Source organism: Wenyingzhuangia heitensis (assembly GCF_011762155.1).
In the GTDB taxonomy this organism is placed as follows: domain Bacteria; phylum Bacteroidota; class Bacteroidia; order Flavobacteriales; family Flavobacteriaceae; genus Wenyingzhuangia; species Wenyingzhuangia heitensis.
The window spans coordinates 208,383-228,573 of the sequence record NZ_JAASQL010000004.1 but is presented as its reverse complement, the minus strand read 5'-3'; the positions used below and the strand labels follow the sequence as shown (position 1 = coordinate 228,573).

The following is a 20,191-nucleotide window of genomic DNA, read 5'->3' as shown; positions in this document are numbered from 1 at the left end:
AAGGTTTTAAATTCTATAAAAACAAAAAAGCAGCTCTTAAAGAGCTGCTTTTTTGTTTTTATAATTCTAATCTAGTTATAATACATCTAAACTTCCTTTTCCCTCTCTAAGTACCAGAGGCTCACCATCACTTAAATCTATTACTGTAGAAGCTACATTATCTCCATAACCACCATCAATCACCAAATCTACAATATCATCCCACTTTTCGTGAATTAATTCAGGATCCGTAGTATATTCAATTACTTCGTCCTCATCATAAATAGAAGAAGACACTAAAGGATTCCCTAACAGCTCTATAATAGTTCTAGTAATGCTATTATCTGGAACTCTAATTCCTACTGTTTTACGTTTTTTAAACGCTTTGGGCATGTTATTTATAGCAGGTAATACAAATGTATATGGACCTGGCAATGCGCGTTTTAATATTTTAAAAGTACTTGTATCTATTGGTTTTACGTAATCAGACAAGTGACTTAAATCGTTGCAAACAATAGAAAATGTGTTTTTTTCTAACTTTATATTTTTAATTTTCGCAACTCTTTCTACTGCCTTGTAGTTGGTAATATCGCACCCCAAAGCATATACCGTATCCGATGGATAGATGATAACACCTCCATTTTTAAGCACCTCAACAATTTTAAGAATCTCTTTTTCGTTAGGGTTTTCTGGATATATTTTTACAAGTTTAGCCATTGTATAATCCTTAATTTATTACTGATAAAGTAAATTTACGAAGCATATTTTTCCATTTCCTCATCATAAAAAGCAGATGCCTCTTCTATATATTGTGCTACCTGTGTAGACAGCTCTTCTTCGTCCGATCCTTCTAAATCGTCCCACAATTCAATCTCATCATCCTTTAAGTTAATGATAAATCTTGGAAAGTCTGTGTGAATCACAAAAATATCCTCATCACAAGTTGTGTTATCTGCAAGTAAAAACCTAGGTAATTCCATGTTTTTGATTTTATTTATTTTCTGACAAAAGTAATCTTTTTGTTAGATGTTGAAACCTTATATACAATAATATCGATGAAACAGTTAATCCTACCAACAAACCAATCCAAATACCAAAGGTTCCTAAATCTGTTAAAATTCCTAAATAATAACACACCGGAAAACCAATGACCCAATAAGAAATAAAAACCATCCACATTGGTATAATCATATCTTGCAAACCTCTTAATGCTCCTAAAACCACCACTTGTATTCCGTCTGATATTTGAAATAATCCTGCTATAATTAATAATTTGGCTGCAATTTCCACCACTTCTCTATCATCAATATAAATCCACGGTAAATACGTTCTTAAACTCATAAAGCTAATCGCAGCTATAATTGCTATAATAATCATTAACAAAATAGTAGAAATAGCAATTCTTTTTAGGTTGCTATAATCTTTTAATCCTTTTTGATTTCCTACTCTAATGGTTGCCGTAACTCCCATTCCGGTAGCAATCATAAATGTCATGGTAGACAAGTTTAACGCTATTTGATTGGCTGCCTGTTCTTGAGTTCCCAACATACCTGCTAACAAAACTCCCGATGCAAAAATCCCAATTTCGAAAAACATTTGCAAAGCCGCAGGATATCCTAATTTTACAATTTTTAACACTCGTTCTTTCTCTATTACAAACCAAGAAACCGCCATGTTGTATGGTTCAAATTCTTTTCTTTTTTTGATAAAATATAATAGTACAAAAATCATTAAAATACGCGAAACCAACGTTCCATAAGCAGCACCATTTATTCCCAACATAGGAGCTCCTAACTTTCCGTAAATTAACATATAGTTTAAAAGTATATTAATACTGTTAGCTCCCAAAATAGCAATCATAGCATATTTGGTCTGGCTCAACCCATCCGTAAATTGTTTTATGGCTTGAAAAATTAGCAATGGCACCATAGAATACGCTATAATTTGATAATAAGGCAATGCTAACTCCACCACCTCTACAGGTTGATCTATGAGAGAAAGTACAGGCTGAATTAATAATAAAACTGCTGCCAATACAATTCCTATAATAGTAAGTAACACCACTCCGTGTTGGTAATTTTTTTTTCCGTCTAAATAATTTTTAGCACTGTCAGATTCGGCTATTAAAGGAGTAATAGCAAAAGAAAAACCAAGACCTAATCCCATTAAAATAAAAAACACTGAGTTGGCTAAAGACACTGCTGCCAAAGCAGGTGCCCCCAATTCTCCTACCATAATATTATCTGCAAAACCCACCAATACATTTCCTAACTGTCCTAACATTACAGGAAAAGCTATAGTTATATTCGTTTTAAATTCTGATGTGTATTGCTTTAAATTCATGGAAGGTTCTAAATAAATTTGCGCAAATATACAAACTTACACATGCAGATGAACCAACTTATCGAAAGAAGTATTTCTTAAATTTTGGTTAAATTAAAAATAAAAACTAGGCTATTTTGGTTCCGTTTTCCATCGCTCTTTCAGGCTGTAACAGAACCACTTCTCCAGGATTTTCTATGCCTCCTAGAATTAAACATTCACTCATTATATTCGCTATTTGTTTGGGTGGAAAATTTACCACTGCTACTACTTGTTTGCCTATTAATTCTTCCGCTTTATATAATTCTGTTATTTGTGCCGATGTTTTTCTATGTCCCAACACTCCAAAATCTACAATTAATTTGTAAGCAGGATTTCTAGCTTCTTTAAAAACCTCAGCACTTATAATTGTTCCTATTCTCATGTCTATTTTAGAAAAATCTCCCCAGGTTATTTCATCCATTTTTATTCTGTTTTGTAAACGTATTTTAAATCTAAAAGATTGGTCGCATTGGTTGTCAATCCTTTTACGTTGTTGTGTTTAAATCTTACTATTTCATCATAAAACAAAGGAACTACAGGAATGTCAGCCATTATAATACTATCCATTTTTTGATATACCTTTATTCTTTCTCTTTTATCAGTAATAGACAAAGAATTTTCATACAAAGCATCAAAAACAGGATTGCTATAATGTGTATAATTAGGACCTTGTGGAGCAAAATTTTTACTATAAAAAAGTGAAAGAAAATTTTCTCCATCTGGATAATCTGCAATCCAACCTACTCTAAACGTAGGCAGTTTTCCGTTTGCTTTTAATTGTCTTAATACCGGCGATGGCAATACTTCTAATTTTACGGTAAGTCCTATTCCTTGTAATTCTCTCTGAATAAATTCAAACAAATCTGTATAACTAGAGACCGTGGTTATTTTTATAGTTGGGTTTACATCTCCTGTTTCTTTTTTGTACAAATCTATCAGCTCTTTTGCTTTTTTAGGTTGATACATATTTCGTTCTCCTTGGTAATGAGATGGCAATCCTTTGGGAATAAAACCTGTTGCTGGTGTTCCTATATTGTTTCTTAAATAACGTAACATTTTAGCTCTATCAAAACCACAACTAATCGCTTTTCTTATTTTTGGATGATTATCTACTATTTGACCATCCATTAAAAAGGCAATGTATTCTACAATTAAATAAGGTGCTTTGTCTATAGCCAATTTATTTTTATACGTAGGCAATAATTCTCCTGTAGGCGATAACAATTCATCTTTATAAGACGTATGTAAATCATACAAAACATCGCAATTACCTTGGATAAATTGTAAAAACTCTGTTTGTTTATCTGCATAAAAAGTGACAGCAATCGCTTCTAAATATGGAAGTTGTTTTCCTTTTTTATCTTTTTCAAAATACAGTGGATTTTTACGAAATACTAATTTGGTATTTTCTACCCACAGTTTAAACTGAAAAGGTCCTGTTCCCACAGGATTAGATCTAAAATCTGTTCCATAAAACTCAACAGCTTCTTTGGGTACTACAGAACAATACTGCATAGATAACAAACCTAAAAACGGAGGAAATTCCTTATGTAATTCCATTCTAAAAACAGAATCATTTACCGCTTTAAAACTCTTAACATTTTGCATTACCCACCTACCCGAAGAAGCTACTTTAGGATCTAACAAACGACCTATGCTATATTCAAAATCATGAGCGGTAACCGTTCTGGTATTATCTTTACCAAACACTACATTTTTATGAAAGTAAACATCGTCTCTTAACGTAAAATTATACGTTTTGTTATCCTCAGAAATGTCCCATTTTTTGGCAATACTAGGTACTACATTTAATTGATCGTCAAAAGAAACCAAACCATTGTATAGCTGGTTGGTTGCCCAAACAATAGGTTCATTTTTTGCAAACGCAGGATCTAGAGTGGTAATATTGTCCTTTTCGTTGTATCTAAAAACTTGAGAAGTCTTGTATTTACTCGTTTTATCTTTACAAGCTATCAATACCAAAAGCAAACACAAAAAAGAAAGTATATTTTTTATCATTGGGTTAATTTACTACAAATGAATTTATTACAATTTTAAAACCACAAAAATCAAACCCTCTTAAACAAGTACATATCGTTAAAAAACCCTACCTTTGTGCCCCGTAAATTTACAAGAATGAGTGCGCAAAAAAAAGTAGCTTTTTACACATTAGGGTGTAAACTTAATTTTTCTGAAACTTCTACCATTGCTCGTAACTTTCAAGATGAAGGTTTTACCCGTGTGGATTTTGAGGAACAGGCTGATATTTATGTGATTAACACTTGTTCTGTAACAGACAATGCAGACAAACGTTTTAAAACCATTGTAAAAAATGCATTGAAAAAAAATGACAATGCTTTTTTAATTGCTGTGGGATGTTATGCACAATTAAAACCCGAAGAATTGGCTGCCGTTAACGGTGTTGATTTAGTTTTAGGTGCTACCGAAAAATTTAAGGTTACAGATTACATAAACGATTTGTCTAAAAACGATTTAGGAGAAGTACATTCTTGCGAAATTGAAGAGGCCGATTTTTATGTAGGTTCTTACTCTATTGGAGACAGAACACGTGCGTTTTTAAAAGTGCAAGATGGATGCGATTACAAATGCACCTATTGCACCATTCCTTTAGCTCGTGGAATTTCTAGAAGCGATACTTTGGAAAACGTGTTAAAAAATGCCAAAGAAATATCGGAAAGAGGCATTAAAGAAATTGTACTTACAGGAGTAAATATTGGTGATTACGGTAAAGGGGAGTTTGGAAACAAAAAACACGAACATACTTTTTACGAATTGGTGCAAGCTTTAGACAAGGTTGATGGAATTCATAGATTAAGAATATCTTCTATAGAACCTAACTTATTAAAAGACGAAACCATTGAATTTGTAAGTACCTCTAATAGTTTTGTTCCCCATTTTCACATTCCACTACAAAGTGGTAGCGATCAGATTCTAAAAAAGATGAAACGTCGTTATATGAGTGATTTGTATGTAAACAGAGTCAATCATATTAAAAAAACAATGCCCAATGCTTGTATTGGGGTAGATGTTATTGTTGGTTTTCCTGGAGAGACTGATGAAATTTTCTTAGAAACTTATAAATTTTTAAGCGAGTTAAATATTTCTTATTTACACGTGTTTACGTATTCTGAACGTGACAATACTGAGGCTGCAAGTATGGAAGGTGTTGTACCTAAAAACGTAAGAGCCAAACGTAGTAAAATGTTGCGTGGTTTGTCTGTTAAAAAACGTAGAGCTTTTTACGAAAGTCAGTTAGGAACAACACATACCGTTTTATTTGAAAGCGAAAACAAAGAAGGATACATTCACGGTTTTACAGAAAATTATGTAAAAGTAAAAACTCCATGGAACCCTAATTTGGTAAACGAGTTACACAAAATAACCTTAACCACAATTGATGAAGATGGTTCTGTTCGTTTTGATTGGGTAAACCAACCTACAGAAAAAAATGTAAATTTGAGTGAATTGATTTAAGACTCACTTGAAAAAACATCTTTATTTTATACCAGGAACCTCGGCCAGTTCAAAAATATTTGAACGCATAAAATTACCGAAGCATTTGTTTGAAATCCATTTACTAGATTGGATACAACCTTTACACAAAAACGAATCTATAGCAAGTTATACAACTCGGCTTTCTACTTTTGTTAAAGAACCCAATCCTATTTTTGTGGGAGTTTCTTTTGGTGGAATTATAGCTCAGGAATTAACCAAACACTTTAAAGGTTCTAAAGTTGTTCTAGTTTCTAGTATCAAACATCAAGATGAAGTAACTCCTTTTTTAAAATTTGTAAGAAAAACCAAACTTTACAAAATATATCCTGTTTCCTTTATCAATTTGACAGAAAAAATAATGTATCGTTTTGCAACTAAAAAACTAAAAAGAACTTTAGATTCTTATCGATATTACCTTTCATTAAGGAATAAAACGTATACACAATGGGCAATACAATCTTTTGTAACCTGGAAACAAAATCAACCTATAAACACATTGCACTTACACGGAACAAAAGATTTTGTCCTTCCTGTTAAAAACATTAAAAATGTGACTCTTATAAACGGAGGAACACACGCTATGATTTTAACAAAAAGCACTACAATTCAACATAAGATCATCAACTATTTGGCTTGATTTTTGTAAATTTAATACAAACTTTACTTTATGAAAAAACACATTTCTTGGATACTTCCTACATTGGTCATTTGCGCTATAGTTCCCTTTTTAATCAATGGCACTCCATCTACCAAAAAGACTGGAGAAACTTATATTATTAAAGCAATTAAAACTCCTGTTGGATTAGAATTTTCTAATGAAAGTGTACCACTTCACAAATACGATATCAAAGAAAGGGTAGATAGAGAGTTTTTAGTAAACACCTATTGGCAATCTAATGGTTTGCTATTAATAAAAAGAGCTCATAAATACTTTCCTATTATAGAACCTATTTTGGCTAAAAACAACATACCAGAAGATTTTAAATATTTAGCGGTTATAGAAAGTGGTTTGCAAAATGTAAGCTCTCCTGCGGGTGCTAAGGGTTTTTGGCAATTACTGCAAGGAACTGCTAGAGAATATGGTTTAGAAGTAAACGACAATGTAGATGAACGTTACCATTTAGAAAAAGCAACAGAAGCTGCTTGCCAATATTTGTTAAAAGCTAAAGCTGAATTTGGTACTTGGACAGAAGCTGCTGCTTCTTATAATATTGGAATTAACGGTTTGTCTAGAAGAATGAAAGAGCAACAGGTAACCTCTTATTATGATGCTTTATTACCCGAAGAAACGGAAAGATATTTACCTAGAATTATTGCCGTAAAAGAAATACTAAGCAAACCTTATGATTACGGTTTTGTATACGAAAATAACGATTTGTATATATTGCCAAAATACAGAACCGTAAAATTAGATTCTGTAATAACAAACATTGCTGGTTTTGCCAAAAACTTTAACACCAATTATAAAGAGCTAAAACTTTTAAATCCGTGGCTTAGAGAAAATAAATTAAACAATAGAACTAAAACAGAATACGAAATTAAAATCCCTATTAAAAAATAAGACTACTAAAAACTCTTTGCTCACCGCAAAGGGTTTTTAGTTATATTTAGGCAAAAAAATGCTTAAATGAAAAACATAAAACTGAATTATCTAATTCAAAAAACTCAAGAATCTTTTTTAGAATACCCACTAACCATTCTTTGTGCTTTGCTAGGAACTGTTACCAGTATTTATTTTTTTGAGTTTAATGATGACATTAAAAACCCTTTTCCCTACATCAATGCTATTTTAACATTTGCTTTAGGGATCCCTCTTTATTTTTCGGTATCTTTTTTATCAGGAACTATTTTTACAAAACAAATTTGGAAAATAAACGCTTACTTTCTAGCCTCTATAATATTACTTCTAATTTATAGCTCCTTACCCAACCAAGAGGTTACGTTTAATACTAGAATTCCCTACATTAGATATGCTGTTTTTAATGTCATCATCCATTTATTGGTTTCTTTTAGCCCATTTATAAAAAACAAGACTATTAATGGTTTTTGGAACTACAACAAAACTTTATTTATTCGTTTTTGGACCGCTATTCTATACTCTGGAGTTTTATATTTAGGGATTGTTTTAGCCATTACTGCCGTAAAATTATTATTCAATATTAAGTTTGATTTTAAAGTTTACTTTCACATTCAGATTGCAATTTTTGGTTTGTTTAATACCTGGTTCTTTGTTTCTGGAATTCCTAAGAATATAGATAATTATGAGAATTTAACGGTTTACCCAAAAGGATTAAAAATATTTTCTCAATATATTTTACTTCCTTTACTACTCGTCTATTTATTGATATTATACACTTATGGAGGTAAAATAATAATCACCAATAACTGGCCAAAAGGAATTGTAACCTATCTAATTACAGCAATTTCTGTGTTAGGAATACTAACCTTTTTACTGTTACACCCGTATGGAAAACAAAAGGAATACAAATGGATTCAAAAACTTTCTTTTTTCTATTATTTGTTATTGCTTCCACTAATTGTAATGTTGTTTACCGCTGTTAGTATTAGGATCAATCAGTACGGAATTACCATTAATCGTTATTTAATTTTATTATTAGGAATTTGGCTAAGTATTGTTGCTATCTACTTTTGTTTACACAAAAAAAACATCAAATTAATTCCGGTTTCTTTAGCTATTATTTTAGCGGTTTCTTCTTTGGGCCCTTGGGGAATGTTTAGTATCAGTGAGAAAAGTCAAGCCAACAGGTTGCTTTCTATTTTAGAAAATCATCAGTTACTTAAAAACGGAAAAGTGGTTAATGAAACTATTTGGAACCCTAATAAGTTTCCTGAATTAAGAAGCATAGACACTAATTCTAATGAAATTAAAATTTCTGATTCTATCCACAATGAAATAAAATCTATTTTGGATTATTTAGATGATCACCATGGTTTAACAAGTATCAATCCCATATTTGAGCAAGATTTAGATATCTATTTTAAAACTGCTGTTGATAGTAGTAAACACATCAATCAGGCTAGGGTTTACATGAAAACATTAGGCTTAGACTATAAAAAAATCCGTAGTTTAATACACGACAAAAACAGTCCTAAAAAGTACCTTTACTTTAAAAGAGAAAAAACAGATGCAATCTCTGTAAACGGTTTTGATTATTACTACAACTTTGCCTATTTAAACTCTAAAAAAGAAAAAAGTTTTGTCATAGACAATCACAATTATAACATTCAACTAAAAAACAAAACCATAATTTTACACACAGCCACAGATAGTTTGTCTATAAATTTAGATGATAAAATAGAACTATTATTAAAAAATCATGCTCATAAACCCAATAGCATTCCTTCTAAATTACTAGAATATAATCAGATATTAAACAATCAACATTTTTTAATTGTGTTAAATAACATTAACCTAAAACAAAAAGATGATGAATATTTAATTAACAGCCTTAACGGTTACATATTGATAAAAAATGTTATTGAATAAAACAAAAAACCACCAAAACAGAATATCAGTTTTGGTGGTTTTTTGTATTTCTGTATTACAAGTTTAAAGAACCATCACTTTTTTTAGAGTAGATTTTCCATTGTGTACTACTTTAACAATATAAATACCTGTTTGTAAATTTTGAGTACTTATAAAATCTTGTGTTGTTTTTTGATGATAAATCACTGTTCCCGAAATATTTGTAATTAAAACATTACTCTTTATTGGTGCCGTAATTTGTATTTTTTTATTTTCCGATACAATTTTAATCCCCTCTAAAACAGCAGTAGTTACAGACAAAGAATCTGATTTTTGAATACTAATTTCATCAAAATAAATAGCACTCCCTGCATTTGGTGTAGCATTAAGGCCTGTCATTATAAATGAGAACCAGTTGTTTTCTATAGCTTCACCAGAATTTAACTTGTTACTTGCTTCAACTTGTACCCATTGATTTTTAGCAACAGAAGACAAATCAAAATTTACTTGTGGTTTTGCCGTTTGGCTGTCTAATGTTAATCTAGCTCCACTGGGAGTATCTCCCTCTAAATACACCCACATTTTTACATCGTAATTGGCTACCTCTGTGGTAAATTCGTGTTCTTTGTGGGTATTGGTTCTCCAGGTTTGTAATTTAGGATTGGTTCCTGCAGTGGTTACCAAATCACATTTCATACTATAAGTTCCTTCTTTAGCTCTTTCTGATGTTTGAGTAAAACCAACGTTTTGTGTCCATGCTTCTACAATATTTCCAGCCACACTTGCATCATGACCTCCGCTAGACCAAAATACATTGGTATTTTCAAATCCGTAAGGATCTGTGGGTAAAATATTTTGAGTCAGAGCTGAATCTGTAATCTCTACAAACAACATATCATAAGGTTGCAGGGTTTGTGTTTTGTTGATTGAAATTCCTTTAAACAAATCATACAACTCTGTCTGTCCCTCTACATTTTTTAAAGAAAAATCCACTGTAGCTTCCTTATTTCCAATATTTACAATAGAAACTACATTGTTTCCTTTGCTGTTTTTAACACATTTCCAAACACAGGTTTTTATTCCGTTTGCATTGGTTTCTGTAATTGTTACTTCTGGCAATAAGTTTTTGGCACTGACTACATTAAACGCTAATGTTTTGTAATTCTCTAAACTAGTAGCATACAATAAATTTCCACCATTATTAGTATGCAAATGAGTTGTGATTGATTCTCCATATTCGTTACTCGTTAAACTTTCAGTATCTGTAATAATAGTTCCTCCGTTGTCTAAATAAGTTTGCAAACTTGTTTGTTCTTCGGGAGTGATGAACTGATTTTTATGTACCAAAACTACATCCCATAAAGAATTGTCTTGTTTGTTAATTACATCTTTGGTTACAAAACCTAAAGGCACTCCTTCAAAATGTAATTTTTCGTACAAATGAAAAATCTCATCCATATGTTCCTCTTTGTTAATTGCCGATGTTTTAGAGTAAAACAATCGTATAGGTTTACGTTGTCTTTGCATTTTCATGATCAAATCAGCATGTGCATTTAAATCCAACATTGTTAAAGCAACTTCATTCGTTACTCTTGGCTGATGGTTGTTTGATCCCGCATATCCATTCCCTACATCCAATCCGTTTCTAGGCGAGCCATCTTCTCTTCTTGCCCAAAACCAAGTTTGACTCGCCGTTAAACCTAACGTATGTGCCATCCAAAAAGTAGCTCTTGCATAACTAGGCTTCATATACAAATCTCTAGATCTACCGGTAGATAAATAGTGTAATTCTGTATTGTAATTTATTTTTTCTGGAGCAATCGATTTCATAAAATCGTAGGCCATACATAGCTCTCTCCAATCAAACCCATAATGTTCTTGCCATTCCAAATCATTTTTCCACATATGTTTGTAGTCCGATCCAGAATCATTCCCTACAATTCCACTTATTTCTGTCAACGCTTCTAAATCAATCCCATGAATTCTTTGATTTTCTGACCAAAGATTTGGCATAATCTTTAAATGTACTTTGGCATCAGTATCGTATTTTCTAATTTCTGATTTTAAAAATGTATACCATTCCGTTACTCGATACATATTAAACAGAGCCCAGTCGTACCACATTGCCGTTCCTTTATTACTTGTATCTATAGGAATTTCTATAGTTACGTCATTAAAAGAAGCAAAAGAAGTATTCCACAATGTATTTAATCTTGCTATATTAGTATGCTTTGCTTCTAACCACGTTTTAAATTTATCAAACGTATAATTTGATACAGGTCCAGAGGCCCAAGCCAATTTATCACCCGTTTTTTGAGTGAAAAAATGAGGTTCGTTACACAACATATATCCCAATTCAGCATATTTTTTATCAGCCATATAAGGAACGGTTCCTTCTATTAAAAACCCCATCATTTCTCTAGCTCCAGGATGATCAATATCGTAACCTGTATAAGTATCGGTACGCATTTCAAAATTGCTTCCGTATTTTGTTTTAGACCAAGCAGGAACATTTTTATTATTAAAAAAAATGAATCCTACCCCTCCTGTATTTTTATCACTTAATTCATTTACAATATTAGACCTTATAGTTCCATTTTGGTCAGTAACATAAGAAGGTGTTAAAAAAAATCCATCTTGATTTCCGTGATAATCTGTTAATAGATCTATTCTGGGTTTCCAAGTATAATCAGCTATAAAAGCAGGTTTCCCATTATAAGTTAATTGATCGTCAGTATGGTTTACTTGAGTCCAATCTATATTAGGAGCTGTTGTACGTGTATATTCTTTGTTGATGAGTTTGGTTAAAACAGTAATAGACTCCTCTAACATGGTTATCACATCATTTCTTTCAAAGTCTGGCAATAAATTAGCCATTTCTGATGAATTGTTTTTGTATGCTGTAACCTTAGTAAACAAATCAGTATTCATGCTAATATTGTCTTCATCCCAATTGGCATAGTCTAAAAAAATCTCGGCAGTTCTTACTGTCGTTTTTTCTCTCAACGCATCAATACCCGCATTTTCTGCTTGGGTAATTAGAGCATTTAATTCTGCTATTTTGGTTTCTGCTGTCTCCTCTAAAGTTTGTGCTTGTAATGCACTGTAAAGAAACAGGAAACAAAAGACAAGTTGTTTTTTGATTTTTGGCATAGTATTGTTTAGTTTGTTCCAAAAATAAAAGGAAACTAAACAATAAAGATTTCTTTAAATATATACTTTGTGCTTATGAATACACTATTTGCATATTTGTAAAGACTTCCATCTCCCTCTGGCAGTTGCCGTTAGACTTCCCTCGGGAACAAAACCATTGGTCGCATTTGTAAATTCCACCTGAATAACATCTCCTTTTTTAAGCAATATTTTTTTTGTATTCAACGTATGTTTTTCAACCGTATAATCTTTAATTTGGGTATTGTAAATTTTTGTATTTACAACTTCTCCAATTAATTTACCATTTACTTTTACGCTGTAAACAGATTCACCATCTATTTCTTGCAATGTATGTAGTGTTAAATAAACCGTTTGATTTTCACCTTTGTAAATTGTACTAGCTGCTGCTGTTTTTAATCTTTTGGCAATCATTAGTACATGTAGTCTTTTGTCTATTTTAGCAGCCTCAAAACCTTTTACGTTTTTATTTTCAAAATTTACCGCTAAAATTTCTTTACAATCTGTTGGCTCCGGATTAAAAGCAAAAGTAGACAGCCCAAAAGTTAAAAATAAGACGAAAGTAAAAACGATATTTTTCATAAGGTTAATTTAAATAATAATTTGAATTATTTTTGCGGATTGGGATTGTTTTTTAAAAACAGTCCATTTAAAAAATTACGCAATACTTGATCTTGACAATTTCTATAATGTTGATGACCCGGTTTTCTAAAAAAAGCGGACAATTCTGACTTTCCAAAATTCAATCCAGCCAATTGTAACAAAGCCAAAATATCAGTGTCTTTTAAATTTAAGGCAATTCGTAATTTTCTAAATACAATATTGTTATCTAATTCTTTTTCAGCTACTGGAATCTGATTGTCTTTTTTTCCTCTATTATCAATAATCATCCCGTTTAAAAAGTTAGCAAACTGCTCATCAGATAAAGATAAATTTTCTTTTTCCTCTGTATCTTTTTCCAACCAAACAGAAACCTCTTCTCTAGTTGTTGTAATTCCTACATGACCAAACAATAAAATTATTTTTTCTGGATTGTAATTAAACGCATATTTTAACCTTCTAAACACATCGTTATTTGTCATTCTTTTTTAATTTAAGTTTTGTTTTACAGCATTGTATTCTGTAATCATTTCATCCATTATAGTAGCAATCGGTGCTACTTTTTTTATCAAACCAGCAATTTGACCTATTTCTAATTTTCCATCTTCTACATCTCCTTCAAAAATACCTGTTTTTAACTTAGCATTGTCATAAAAGGTTTGTAAGGTTTCTTTTGATGGATTTGTTTGATACAAAGCTAACAGTTTTTGATAGTACTTGTTTTTATAATTCTAACAGGTGCTAGCTCTTTAAACGTTAATTGCGTAGTTCCATCTTGCAACTCCGTAACCATTTTTTTGAATTTTATATGTGCAGACGATTCTGTACTTACTGCAAATCTGCTTCCTATTTGAACACCATCTGCTCCTAAAACCTCAGCCGCTAAAATCCCTCTACCTGATGCTATTCCTCCCGCAGCAATTAACGGAATTTCTAAATGTTCTTTTACCATCGGAATTAGTGTAAACGTAGTAGTTTCTTCTCGTCCGTTATGCCCGCCAGCTTCAAAACCTTCGGCAACCACAGCATCTACTCCAGCTTGTTGTGCTTTTAATGCAAATTTAATACTACTCACAACATGCACCACTTTAATTCCTTTTGCTTTTAATTTGGCTGTCCACGTGTTAGGGTTTCCTGCGGATGTGAAAACAATTTTCACACCTTCTTCTATCACAATAGCTACCATTTTATCTATATCTGGATAGATTAATGGTAAGTTTACTCCAAAAGGTTTGTCGGTCGCTTTTTTACATTTCTGAATGTGCTCTCTAAACACTTCTGGATACATAGAACCTGCACCAATTAATCCCAAACCACCTGCATTGCTTACTGCCGATGCTAGTTTATATCCACTTACCCAAACCATTCCTCCTTGTATAATGGAATAATCTATACCAAATAATTCTGTAATTCTATTGTTTCTCATTATTAATTTATCTTGTAAACAACTCTTACCCCATTCTTCCCTTTGTAACTATAGCGTAAATAATACACTCCGTTTGTATAGCTATTAATATTGATTGTATTATTACTCCCTATCATTTGTTTATTTTCTAAAACAACTCCTGTAATAGAAAATAGCTGTACATGTAAAGGTTCTGTTGGTGTATTGTAAAACTGAAATTGAATTACATTAGAAACCTGATCAAATAAAATATTATAATCTTTTTTATGCTGTTCTTCTAAAGGGTTTGATAATTGAGGTAATAGATTTCCAACTCTTAAAATTCCATATCCACCTTGATCTGTTGAATTTAAATAATTGTCAGAATTTTTAATAATCATTTCTCTAATTTCTAAACTTTTTTTGTTTGGATAAGCCTGCCACAAACAAGCAGCTACTCCCGCTATAATAGGCCCTGAAAAGGAAGTTCCATTAGACGTTTTTATATTATTATTTTCATCAACTACATATACCTCTCCACCTTGTGCTAATGTTTCTGGTTTAATTCTATGATCTGAAGTTGGTCCAAAAGAAGAAAAGGAAGCCAAACTCTCATCCTCATTTACAGCACCTACAGAAACAATTCCGTCTGCATCAGCAGGAGCAGTCATATACTTCCAAGAATCGTTTCCTGAATTTCCTATAGAATTTACAACCACCATTCCTTTTTGAGCGGCAATGGTTGCTCCCCTAGAAATAAAAGTTGTTTTCCCATCCATATCTGCATAGGTATAATTGTATTTGCCTTCATCAAACTCACTATATCCTAAAGAAGTATTAATAATATCTACTCCCAAACTATCTGCTTTTTCGGCAGCTTGTACCCATAAACTTTCTTCAAGTGGAGTTTCGTTGGCAACATCTTCAGTAATAAACAAGTAAAAACTAGCTTTAGGAGCTGTTCCTACAAACTGATTATCAATATTGGCTGTTATGGTTGATAAAACTTGTGTTCCATGATCAGAACCTGTGTTTGTATAAAAATTGCTAGATTGCTGCACATAATTATATCCTCCTAAAACTTGTCCATTTTCTGTGTTATCATCTACCACATGCTCAAATGCTCTAGCAGTACCTACACCATAAAACCCTGCATCTATAACAGCTATGTACATTCCTTGTCCATCGTAACCTACATTATGAAAGGCATCTACTTCCATCATATTGGTTTGATGAAATGAACTTCCGTAACTATAACTTTCTAAGGTTTTTAGTTTGTTTATTTTGGTGATTTTTTGCTCTTGTGGAGTTATTGATGGTTGGGTATTATCTCTGCTTTTATTAGCAAACTGAATAGAGTCTACAGCTGTTAAATTTTGAAGATCCTCAATATCTGATGGAGTTCCCAATACATGTACTGCATTCATCCACTTAGATCTTGCTTTTACTGTAACACCCGTGGCTGTAGCTATACTTGCCACATAGTCCGGACACAAAGGAACATCTTTCTCATTTGGATTGATACCTTGCTTAGACCTTCTATCCAATGCTTTTTGAGTGAGCATTAAATGTGGAGCTTGCAAAAAATAGACAGCATCGGGTTTGTCTTTAAAATAGACCCAAGCATGTTCTGGTGTTTCTTCTTGAGCTTGTAAAAAACCCATTTGTAAAAACATCAAAAACAGTACTTTTTTCATCTTGATTTTGTTTGCCTACAAGTTAGGCAATTACTCCCGATCCTAAAAGTTCATCTTCTAAATGCCAAGCTACAAATTGTCCTTCTTGTATGGCGGATTGCGGGTTTTGAAATTCCACATACATTCCTCCTTCTACTTGATACAAAGTTGCTTTTTCTAAAGGCTGACGGTAACGAATTCTTGCCAGTACATCTTTAGACTCACCTGTTTTTAAAGATAAATCTTCACGAATCCAATGCAGTTCTGCATTGCTTACAAACAATACTTTCCTATACAATCCTGGATGTTGTTTTCCTTCTCCTGCATAAATTATATTTTCTTTCACATCAGTTTCTATCACAAATAAAGGTTCTTGTGTTCCACCAACAGCCAACCCTTTACGTTGTCCTTTGGTAAAATAATGAGCTCCTTGGTGTTTTGCTACTATTTTTCCGCTAGTAATTGTATAGCTATATTTTTGACTGTAAAAAGCCAATTCTTCTTCTTTAGTTTCAAAAACAGGAATTTCTTTGTTATAAGTTTGATTGCTTTTGTCAACCTGTACAATAACTCCTTCTTTGGGTTGTAATTTTTGTTGCAAAAATTCTGGCAACCTTACTTTACCAATAAAACACAATCCTTGTGAATCTTTTTTATCTGCTGTTACCAAATCTAATTCTTTGGCAATTTCTCTTACTTCGGGTTTCGTTAACTCCCCTATTGGGAACAATGCTTTAGACAATTGCTTTTGAGACAACTGACATAAAAAATAGGATTGATCTTTATTATTATCTACTCCTGCTTTTAATTGATAAACGTCATTTCCATGTACATCTTGTACAACTCCTCTACGGCAATAATGACCTGTAGCTACATAGTCTGCTCCTAACTCTAATGCAATTTTCATAAACACATCAAACTTAATTTCTCTGTTACAAAGCACATCTGGGTTGGGAGTTCTCCCACGTTCGTATTCGTTAAACATATAGTCTACAATACGTTCTTGGTATTCTTTGCTTAAGTCTACTACTTGAAAAGGAATTCCTAATTTTTCGGCAACAAGCATTGCATCGTTACTATCTTCTAGCCACGGACATTCGTTAGATATTGTTACAGAATCATCGTGCCAGTTTTTCATAAATAAACCAATCACTTCATATCCTTGTTGCTGCAACAAATATGCGGCTACACTACTATCTACTCCTCCAGAAAGTCCAACTACTACACGTTTCATAATCAAAAAATTGAGAGTACAAAGATAGTACAAAAATAAGAGTTAGCTGTCTTAACAGATGTTCAAAAAAAAGCCATTAAATTTTTCGTGATTTAATGGCTTTTTTAGTTTACTCTTTTTTAGAAACAGCTCTTTTCTTTCGAATGTTTTCAAGAATTTGTTCGTCAGATAATTTATTCTCATCTATAGATTCTTCTTGTTTTTTCTTATTCTCTATGTTCTGAAGAATCTCTTCATCAGATAATTTTTTAATTTTATTTTTTTCCTCTTCTGCTTGCTTAATTTTTATATTTCTTAAAATTAAAGCATCATCTAATCTTTTATATTCTTTTATTTTATCGTCCATTTTAGTCGCAATGCTTTTTAAAATAGCATCATCGCTTACTTTAGAATACGTTCTTTTTTCTCCTTTTTTACCTTTTATATTTTTTAGAATCTCTTCATCTGTTAATTCTGTATAAGCTCTTTCTTTTTCCTTTTTACGTTCTATATTTTCTAAAATATCTTCGTTAGAAATTTTAGGATACACTCTTGGTTTTTCTTTTTTATCTTGAATATTGGCTAAAATATCTTGGTTGTCTGGGTGACTTCTTTGTTTGTTAGGTATTTTATACCCCATGTATTCTCCTTTAATATAAAAATCCCATTTTCCTACTTTATAGTCTTTGTAATACAAACCTGTTTCTTTTATGTCTCCATTGGTTTCGTAAAACTTGGTTCTTCCGTGTAACAAACCATTTTTATATGACATTTCGTGCAATACAGTTCCTTTTTGAGAATATCTTATAGACACTCCATCTAATTTTCCATTTATATAATGACTTTCTTCTGCTTTTTTACCATTATTAAAATACACAACTCGTTCACCGTGTAAATTTCCGTCTTTATATTCTTCGGTTAAAATTATATTTCTTTTACCATCGTAATATTTCCAAAGACCAGATCTTTTTTTGTTGATCATTTCTCCATCACTTTGTAAAGTTCCGTAGAGATCATAAAAAATAACATCAACCACATTAGAATTAGGTTTAAATATTTTTTTTACTGCAGGATAATTATTGATAATCTTGTTTTCGTAGAAATAAAAAATCCCTATTTCTTTACCATGATTAAATTTTCCAGAATATTTAATTCTTCCAGAATTATAACTTTTTTCCCAATAACCGTGTCTTTCTCCCTGAGCATCAAACTGATTAATTTTTTGAGCAAAAACCACAAACGGCAACAATAACAACAAAAAGAAACACTTTTTTAACTGCATTTAACTAAAAATTTAAGGATTACACCTATTTATTAACTATTGATTAGACGAGTGTTTATCTAGCATCACATCAAAATAAAAAAATGAAATTACAAAGTTTAAAGTATACTAAAAAACATCTTTTAACTTTTCTTATTTTAATGTACTTTTGTCCCTTAAATATTTAAAAAGAAATGAGTTTATCAAATTTAAATGCCATCTCTCCTATTGATGGAAGATATAGAGGAAAAGTAGAATCTTTAGCTGCTTATTATTCCGAAGAAGCATTAATTAAATATAGAGTTAAAGTTGAAATTGAGTACTTTATTGCTTTGTGTGAAATTCCTTTACCACAATTAGAGGATTTTAACACTAATTTATTTGCAGATTTAAGAAAGATTTATAAAAACTTTACATCTGCAGATGCTCAAAAAATAAAAGATATTGAAAGCGTTACCAATCACGATGTAAAAGCGGTTGAATACTTTATTAAAGAAAAGTTTGATGCTTTAAATTTACAACCTTTTAAAGAATTTATCCACTTTGGATTAACTTCTCAAGACATTAACAACACTGCCATTCCACTGTCTATTAAAGATATGTTTGATGAAGTTTATGATGCTGAATTAGAAGCTGTAGTTACTAAATTAAAAGAATTGGCTACAGACTGGAGCGATGTTTCTATGTTGGCACGTACACACGGACAACCTGCTTCTCCTACTCGTTTAGGAAAAGAAATTATGGTTTTTGTAGAGCGTATCAATCAACAAGTAACCTTGTTAAAACAAGTACCGCATGCTGCTAAGTTTGGTGGTGCTACAGGAAATTTTAACGCACACCACGTAGCATATCCAACTATTGATTGGAAGTCTTTTGGAACTGATTTTGTTGAAAAAAAATTAGGGTTAAAACATTCTTTCCCTACTACTCAAATTGAGCACTACGACCATATGGCGGCTATTTTTGATGCTGTAAAAAGAATCAACACTATTATTATTGATTTAGATAGAGATGTTTGGACGTATGTTTCTAACGACTACTTTAAACAAAAAATAAAAAAAGGAGAAGTAGGTTCTTCTGCAATGCCACACAAAGTAAATCCTATTGATTTTGAAAACTCTGAAGGGAACTTAGGAATTGCAAATGCTATTTTTGAACATTTAGCTATTAAATTGCCTGTTTCTAGATTGCAACGTGATTTAACAGACTCTACTGTTTTAAGAAACGTAGGAGTTCCTTTTGGTCATACTTTAATTGGTTTTGCTTCTACCTTAAAAGGTTTGGGTAAATTGTTAATTAACCGTGATGCTTTTGCTAGAGATTTAGAAAACAACTGGGCGGTAGTAGCAGAAGCTATTCAGACTATTTTACGTAGAGAGGCTTATCCTAATCCTTACGAGGCTTTAAAAGGATTGACTCGTGTAAACGAAAAAATTACAGGAACTACTATTGCTAATTTTATAGATACTTTAGAAGTTTCTGATGAAATTAAAGCAGAATTAAAAGTAATTACTCCAAGTAACTATACAGGAATTTAATT

Annotated in this window: 16 protein-coding genes and 1 pseudogene; 5 read left to right on the top strand and 12 right to left on the bottom strand. The window is 31.8% G+C overall.

The window, feature by feature from the left end; translation table 11 throughout:
* Positions 1–75: 75 nt before the first annotated feature.
* From FHR24_RS13180 to FHR24_RS13160, 5 genes are all read right to left on the bottom strand, one after another.
* Entirely contained in the window at positions 76–696 is a 621-nt protein-coding gene (locus FHR24_RS13180) for an L-threonylcarbamoyladenylate synthase (protein WP_167189702.1), read from the bottom strand.
* Positions 697–731: 35 nt separating this feature from the next.
* On the bottom strand, positions 732–959 hold the full coding sequence (locus FHR24_RS13175; protein ID WP_167189699.1) for a hypothetical protein: 228 nt from the start codon (positions 957–959) through the stop codon (positions 732–734).
* Positions 960–969: 10 nt separating this feature from the next.
* Complete coding sequence (locus FHR24_RS13170; RefSeq protein WP_167189696.1) at positions 970–2,322, bottom strand: MATE family efflux transporter; 1,353 nt, start codon at positions 2,320–2,322, stop codon at positions 970–972.
* Positions 2,323–2,428: 106 nt separating this feature from the next.
* Positions 2,429–2,764 carry a tRNA-binding protein gene (locus tag FHR24_RS13165; RefSeq protein WP_167189692.1) on the bottom strand — a complete coding sequence of 112 codons (336 nt, stop codon included), beginning with the start codon at positions 2,762–2,764 and terminating at the stop codon, positions 2,429–2,431.
* 2 nt (positions 2,765–2,766) lie between these two features.
* Entirely contained in the window at positions 2,767–4,362 is a 1,596-nt protein-coding gene (locus FHR24_RS13160) for an ABC transporter substrate-binding protein (protein WP_167189689.1), read from the bottom strand.
* A gap of 117 nt (positions 4,363–4,479) precedes the next feature.
* Here FHR24_RS13160 and mtaB point away from each other — a divergent pair, with 117 nt between their 5' ends.
* The 4 genes from mtaB (at position 4,480) to FHR24_RS13140 (ending at position 9,367) form a co-directional block, all read left to right on the top strand.
* Positions 4,480–5,838, top strand: coding sequence for a tRNA (N(6)-L-threonylcarbamoyladenosine(37)-C(2))-methylthiotransferase MtaB (gene mtaB, locus FHR24_RS13155; RefSeq protein ID WP_167189686.1), 1,359 nt, complete (start codon positions 4,480–4,482; stop codon positions 5,836–5,838).
* 7 nt (positions 5,839–5,845) lie between these two features.
* Positions 5,846–6,496 (top strand): alpha/beta hydrolase family protein, encoded by a 651-nt coding sequence (locus FHR24_RS13150; RefSeq protein WP_167189682.1) that lies wholly within the window; start codon positions 5,846–5,848, stop codon positions 6,494–6,496.
* A gap of 30 nt (positions 6,497–6,526) precedes the next feature.
* Positions 6,527–7,420: a lytic transglycosylase domain-containing protein gene (locus FHR24_RS13145; protein WP_167189679.1), complete on the top strand. Its 894-nt coding sequence runs from the start codon at positions 6,527–6,529 to the stop codon at positions 7,418–7,420.
* 66 nt (positions 7,421–7,486) lie between these two features.
* Entirely contained in the window at positions 7,487–9,367 is a 1,881-nt protein-coding gene (locus FHR24_RS13140; protein ID WP_167189676.1) for a DUF4153 domain-containing protein, read from the top strand.
* A 63-nt stretch (positions 9,368–9,430) separates the two neighbouring features.
* Here the strand turns inward: FHR24_RS13140 and FHR24_RS13135 are convergent, their stop codons facing one another.
* From FHR24_RS13135 to FHR24_RS13105, 7 genes and pseudogenes are all read right to left on the bottom strand, one after another.
* Entirely contained in the window at positions 9,431–12,499 is a 3,069-nt protein-coding gene (locus FHR24_RS13135) for a beta-galactosidase (RefSeq protein WP_167189673.1), read from the bottom strand.
* Positions 12,500–12,583: 84 nt separating this feature from the next.
* The gene (locus tag FHR24_RS13130; RefSeq protein ID WP_167189670.1) at positions 12,584–13,099 is read right to left on the bottom strand and encodes a hypothetical protein; all 516 of its coding nucleotides are present in this window, start codon (positions 13,097–13,099) and stop codon (positions 12,584–12,586) included.
* Between the two features lie 26 nt (positions 13,100–13,125).
* Positions 13,126–13,599, bottom strand: coding sequence for a YehS family protein (locus tag FHR24_RS13125; RefSeq protein WP_167189667.1), 474 nt, complete (start codon positions 13,597–13,599; stop codon positions 13,126–13,128).
* Between the two features lie 6 nt (positions 13,600–13,605).
* Positions 13,606–14,543 (bottom strand): annotated as a pseudogene (locus FHR24_RS13120) (NAD(P)H-dependent flavin oxidoreductase).
* 2 nt (positions 14,544–14,545) lie between these two features.
* Positions 14,546–16,198, bottom strand: a complete 1,653-nt coding sequence (locus FHR24_RS13115) for a S8 family serine peptidase (RefSeq protein WP_167189664.1) — start codon at positions 16,196–16,198, stop codon at positions 14,546–14,548.
* Between the two features lie 22 nt (positions 16,199–16,220).
* Positions 16,221–17,411 (bottom strand): tRNA 2-thiouridine(34) synthase MnmA, encoded by a 1,191-nt coding sequence (gene mnmA / locus FHR24_RS13110; RefSeq protein ID WP_167189661.1) that lies wholly within the window; start codon positions 17,409–17,411, stop codon positions 16,221–16,223.
* 109 nt (positions 17,412–17,520) lie between these two features.
* Complete coding sequence (locus FHR24_RS13105; RefSeq protein WP_167189658.1) at positions 17,521–18,672, bottom strand: toxin-antitoxin system YwqK family antitoxin; 1,152 nt, start codon at positions 18,670–18,672, stop codon at positions 17,521–17,523.
* Between the two features lie 173 nt (positions 18,673–18,845).
* Between FHR24_RS13105 and purB the strand changes: the two genes are divergently transcribed.
* On the top strand, positions 18,846–20,189 hold the full coding sequence (gene purB / locus FHR24_RS13100) for an adenylosuccinate lyase (protein WP_167189654.1): 1,344 nt from the start codon (positions 18,846–18,848) through the stop codon (positions 20,187–20,189).
* The last annotated feature ends 2 nt before the right edge of the window (positions 20,190–20,191 follow it).